The sequence below is a fragment of the Candidatus Margulisiibacteriota bacterium genome, from assembly GCA_041650635.1.
Lineage (GTDB): Bacteria > Margulisbacteria > WOR-1 > JAKLHX01 > JBAZKV01 > JBAZKV01.
Map to the genome: position 1 here is coordinate 1 of JBAZKV010000041.1, position 4,856 is coordinate 4,856.

The window sequence follows — 4,856 nt, forward strand, 5'->3', positions numbered from 1 at the left end:
GCGCCGATGCCTTCCCGTCCTGATTGGGGTCCCTGAACCTGAGTTCGCGCCCCCCGTACACTATGGTGATGTATTCCCCCATACAACCCCCTGCGGCACATTGGCTACCTTCTTCTGGTGCCTGCCGTTGTGCCCGCCCCGCCCATGCTGGTGACAGCCTGCTGCCCTTTATTTGCGTCAATATTCCTTCTGTACTGATCGGCAAGGATAAGTTCTTGGCTTCTTGCCAGAACCATCAATATGTTATAGAGGTCCTCTCCAACCTCAACTATTTTGTCTCCGATCTCAAGCCTTGAGTTTAGGGTTGCACCCAGACTGTCCTGATAGGGTTTTTGCTGGACAACCCATGAAGTATAATCCTGTTGAGCCTTTACATATGCCGGGTCAATGCCTATTGATTCGTCGGACAGCGCCAACTGAACAAGTTTAAGCGCTATCGGAATTGCCTCGTCCGTCAACCCCAGTGCTTTTATCTTGATCTTAATGCTTTCTAAGACCCTGCTGTCGCCACCCAAAAGATCCTCCGCTGTAAGAGTAATGTTCTTCAAACAACTCAGAACATCGTAGAGTTTTTCACAGAGCTGCATAATGGTCATCTCTTTATCGTCAGAATATCTTGCTCTATAATAGGCAAAGAGGTCTGCGTTAAATACCTGGCTGCCCGACAGCATGCTAGCAAACTGTGTTTTGGGACTTAATGATTCTTTAATAATGGCGGCAAGATTATTCTTTATTTCCGGCTTAATGACACCGTCCGCCACAAGATTATTAAGCATTCCTTCAAAGTCCTGCTGGGTCACTTTCAATTTTAGTTCTTCCTCAGAGGGATTGCTAAAAAGCGCTGAAAGCAGTTTGCCAAAGTTTTCTTCCGACACTTCTTCAAGGCTTGCCCTCAAAAAACTTCTCGATATCGTACCCTCAAACATCATCCTGAGCTGCTTAACTGCGAAAGCCGCTCTGGCCACATTAATCGGATTGCGCTTTTCATCAACCTGTCTGGTAGGAAGTCTCGCTTCTGCGCTGGCAAAAAAGTCCTCGAACAGGGCCCGTGCATACTGATGAAGCGTAAGCTCAGAGATACTGCCGTTCTGCGTCTGAACCTGGAAGCCTGCTCCTTTTGAATATCTTTGAAATCTCTCATACGCAGCTCCAAGGTCGATGACCTGTTCTGTACTAACAGCGGCTCCGTTGGCCCCTCTTGTATACAACACCACCTCAGCCCCTGCAACATCCGCTTGTCTTAGAAAGGCCAGCAGGGCAGCATGTTTGTCCACAGCAGTTAAGTATGCCTCTATTTCTGCCCTGGTTTTTGTTCTGTATGCTTCTTCCGTGACCGTAAGCCGGGAGCCCAATTCTTTAAGTCTTTTTGTCAACAGCTCATACTCTTTTGGGTCAAGACCTGTGTCAAGAGCGCCCTTTGCAGACTCGATCGGGTCGTCCTGTTTTGACACATTTTCAACTCCTGCAGAGCCAACTACCTGATAATGGATAAAACCTGTGGCAAGCTCACCCGTTTTTGCTGACGATAACCCCTCCGGCTTAAAATCAGCAATAAAGGTTATAAGTTTATCCAGATCATAACCTGAAATATCAATGTCAACAAATTCTGCTATTCTGTTGCGCAGGACCGTTGTGATCATGTCCTTAAGTTTGTCAGATTTGTCATTAGCGATCTGCGCTTTTAATAACTCAACAAATTTTGGGCTGCGGTATACTTCCATTTCCATCAAAAAGAGTTGCGATTGCACCTTTCTTGACTGCAGACATTTTATATATGATTGCATCGCCAGCGCCGCAAGAAGTCCGCTTTCTATCTGATTTAACTTGTTTGCCGGAACAAGGCTTCCGCTGTTGTCAGAGATCTTTCCTAAAAGCTCAAAAAGCTTTTGCGGATCTCCGTGGGCAATTATTTCCGACACATCTTTCCCTCCGTCCGTCAAATAGGGCTTTATGTCTGAATTCCCGGACAGGACGGCAAGGATCCTTGTCTTGAGGCTAACCGCTACAGATCTTAGCATTTCGTCTTCGGTCTTTTTATTAAGACCAGCCCACAGGTCATATAAGCCCGCGGCCTTAAGTTTTTCCTCCGAGAACTCCTTAAACCTGTACACGCCTGTTGCCTGGTCAAGCTCAAAAAACTCGGCATAATTATTGATCTTTTCTATCTTTTCTTTTGTCAGGTTTTCGGCGGCATAATATGACCTGTAAAGGCCTACAAGAATAGTTTTTACCTGCAGTTTGTCCTGTGCGTTTAGCCCATTTACAAAAGCCAGGAATGAATCGCCGCTTGCCAACATCGAAGAAAAATCCGCTCTGACCGCAGTTCTGGCGGCCCCATAAAATCCATCGAGCAGTTCGCCTCGCTTTCTGTCAACCATGATATTATTAAACACATAGCCAAACAGCGATTGCAGGCTAGAATATGAAAAGGAGTATACGGAAACCTGCTCACCCGTCCTGCCGATATAGTCTGGATTGACAGCCATTATGTCTTCATACTTTTTATAGGCCGCAGATGCCAGAGGAAAAGCCGTATTAAGCCGTACTTCCTCGCTGTTCCTTTTGGCCGGATCGCCCAGCCTGGCAAAAAAATCTTTGATGCTCAATTCGGTGGCAAGCGCAGGAAGAATATTCCTGAAATAATTGTCGGTGAACACACCTCTGATCGCCTCAACCTCAGAGGGATTAAGCACCAGAGCCATGGACCTCAACATCGGTTCGATCATCTTCTTGTAGAGCTCGTCCGCTTTTGCTGCCCTGTCCTCGGGAACAGTAGCTTGGGCCGGGGCTCCCTGAGCCTGTACGCTCGTTGCGCCCGCGGGAAGTTGGGCCAAAAGTGTCCCGTCCATTCCCGGCCTTTGCTGCGGAACGGTTTCTGCCGGGGAGTGTCTAACCTGCATCGGGTTCAACGGCTCCGGGCTCCTTCCCTGTCCAACCCCTCCCACTTGTACCCCCATAGTTAATTACCTCCAGTTATATAAGGTTTTGGATCAAAAGGATTTCTTCCCATTTCGCATGCAGCGTAATACGCGCCTTCAGGCTTGTCTTCAGGAGCATCAGTTGATAGAAGATTTGGTAAAGCGGGAATAGTTGAAAGATACATGCATTGGACAAGCACTTTTAAAGCATTCTCCACCTGGCGCTTGTCAAGAGTAGCTTCCTTATTCAGATTTTCGCCCGTATATTCGGTTATACCATCTTTCCTTACTCCGTCATACATAGCAAATAGTATTCTGCCATAATAATCTCTCAATCCCTGGGGGAGTTTATCTAGAATAGAAGACACTTTTACATTGGCAATTCCTTCAGGAAATAGAGCGGTTAAGACATACTGAGGATTTTCTCCTGTAGTCTGAATCCGGCCCATAGCACCAGTTAGCTCATCATCTGTCAAACTGCCAATCCAGCTGTATCCTGGATCAATAAGTATCCTCATTTTCCCAACAACGCTGTCTCTCCAAGCACTCAAGGGATCATCTGCTCCAACTGTAGGTTTAGGAATCAGCAAGGTAGCGGCTTTGCTTGCCTGATCTGGAGTTATTAATATGGGGCTATCAACAATCGTTATGACTGTCGCATTGGTCGTATCAGATATTTCCGTTCCATCCAATTTGTATTTCTTGCCTTCGCATTCTACCCAGATTTTCATATCTCCTGCTTCACTTGGTGTTATTGTGTAGGAATTACTTGTTCCGACAGTTACAGTCTGTTCGCCTGCTGAGCCGATTTGAAACTTCACAGTCAGAATTTTTCCTGGAACCGGAGTAATTGTTAAAGCTATTGCAGTACCGACTGTTCCTGATGTAGGTTCAGTACCTGTGAGAGTGAACGGAATCACTGAGCTTGAGGGATCCGCCTCAGGCATCTCCGGCGCCGCCGCACTCAACCATGTATTCCACATCCCTTCATTCACTACTGTAATTCCTGTTGATGCGGCCGCGTATTTAGAAAGATCTTGCGTTACCCCCCACTCCTTAAGCACACTATCCGGCACATTGCGCCAGAACGAAAGGAAGGACCAGAGACTCACAAGATCTTTTTCCTCGATTGTGCCGCCTGTTTTTTTAAGAATATTCGTCCACCACGCACTAACAAGATCGTTTACAAGTTTTTCCCCATCGGCATCTTTTGTCCCCAGCACCGCACGCGCAAGAGCTTGAGTGGCGGCCAGATCTTTGGCACTATCGGTCCAAGTCTTCAGGGATGTTCCATCTGTTGCTGCATCGCCGCCCTTAGTCTTCAGCGTAGCAGCCGCATCCTGAACTGCCTTTTGATCGGCTTCGTTCACCACTCTAAAATCCACCCCTGCCTTGTTATACATGGCGGCTACCGTTTTGATGTTTTCTTCTTTGCTCATGTCAAAGCCCAGAAGCTCGCCATAGGCCTTCACATTATTAAGAAAAGCCTGGGCATCTGTTTCAGAAATGCTATTATTGCCATCGGTGTTAACAACCGTTCCGGCATCAACCAATTTGAATAAATTGTCGGTAAACTGGATCCCTAATTTGGTCATTTCGTCTTGGTTAAGACCACCGTCAAAGATGCTATCCTCAACAGCACTATCTACAGTAATTGTGTGTGCAGCTCCATTTGTTTCTACTCGAGCCCCCATCATCTTGAGAAAGTTTGCTACTGCTTCATTTGCAATCGTTAATACTTTTGTTGTTGCGCCGGGACTATTTGCCGGAAGTCCTCCTCCCACTGGAACTATCGTTTCTGTCATTTTTTGTTTCCTCCTTATTTTCCTGCAAGAACCAAGGGTATAGGGTCAAGGGTATAGTCAAACAGATTAGTGCTGACCGTTTGACTTGCCCCGGCTCGACTCCGCTCGCCGCAAGCTTGCCCCTTGACCCTTG

At 46.9% G+C, this 4,856-nt stretch carries 2 protein-coding genes; both read right to left on the reverse strand.

The features are described from left to right. Positions 1-104: 104 nt before the first annotated feature. On the reverse strand, positions 105-2,957 hold the full coding sequence (locus tag WC490_07975) for a hypothetical protein (GenBank protein ID MFA5098537.1): 2,853 nt from the start codon (positions 2,955-2,957) through the stop codon (positions 105-107). Between the two features lie 2 nt (positions 2,958-2,959). Then, on the reverse strand, positions 2,960-4,723 hold the full coding sequence (locus WC490_07980) for a hypothetical protein (protein MFA5098538.1): 1,764 nt from the start codon (positions 4,721-4,723) through the stop codon (positions 2,960-2,962). Positions 4,724-4,856 lie beyond the last annotated feature (133 nt).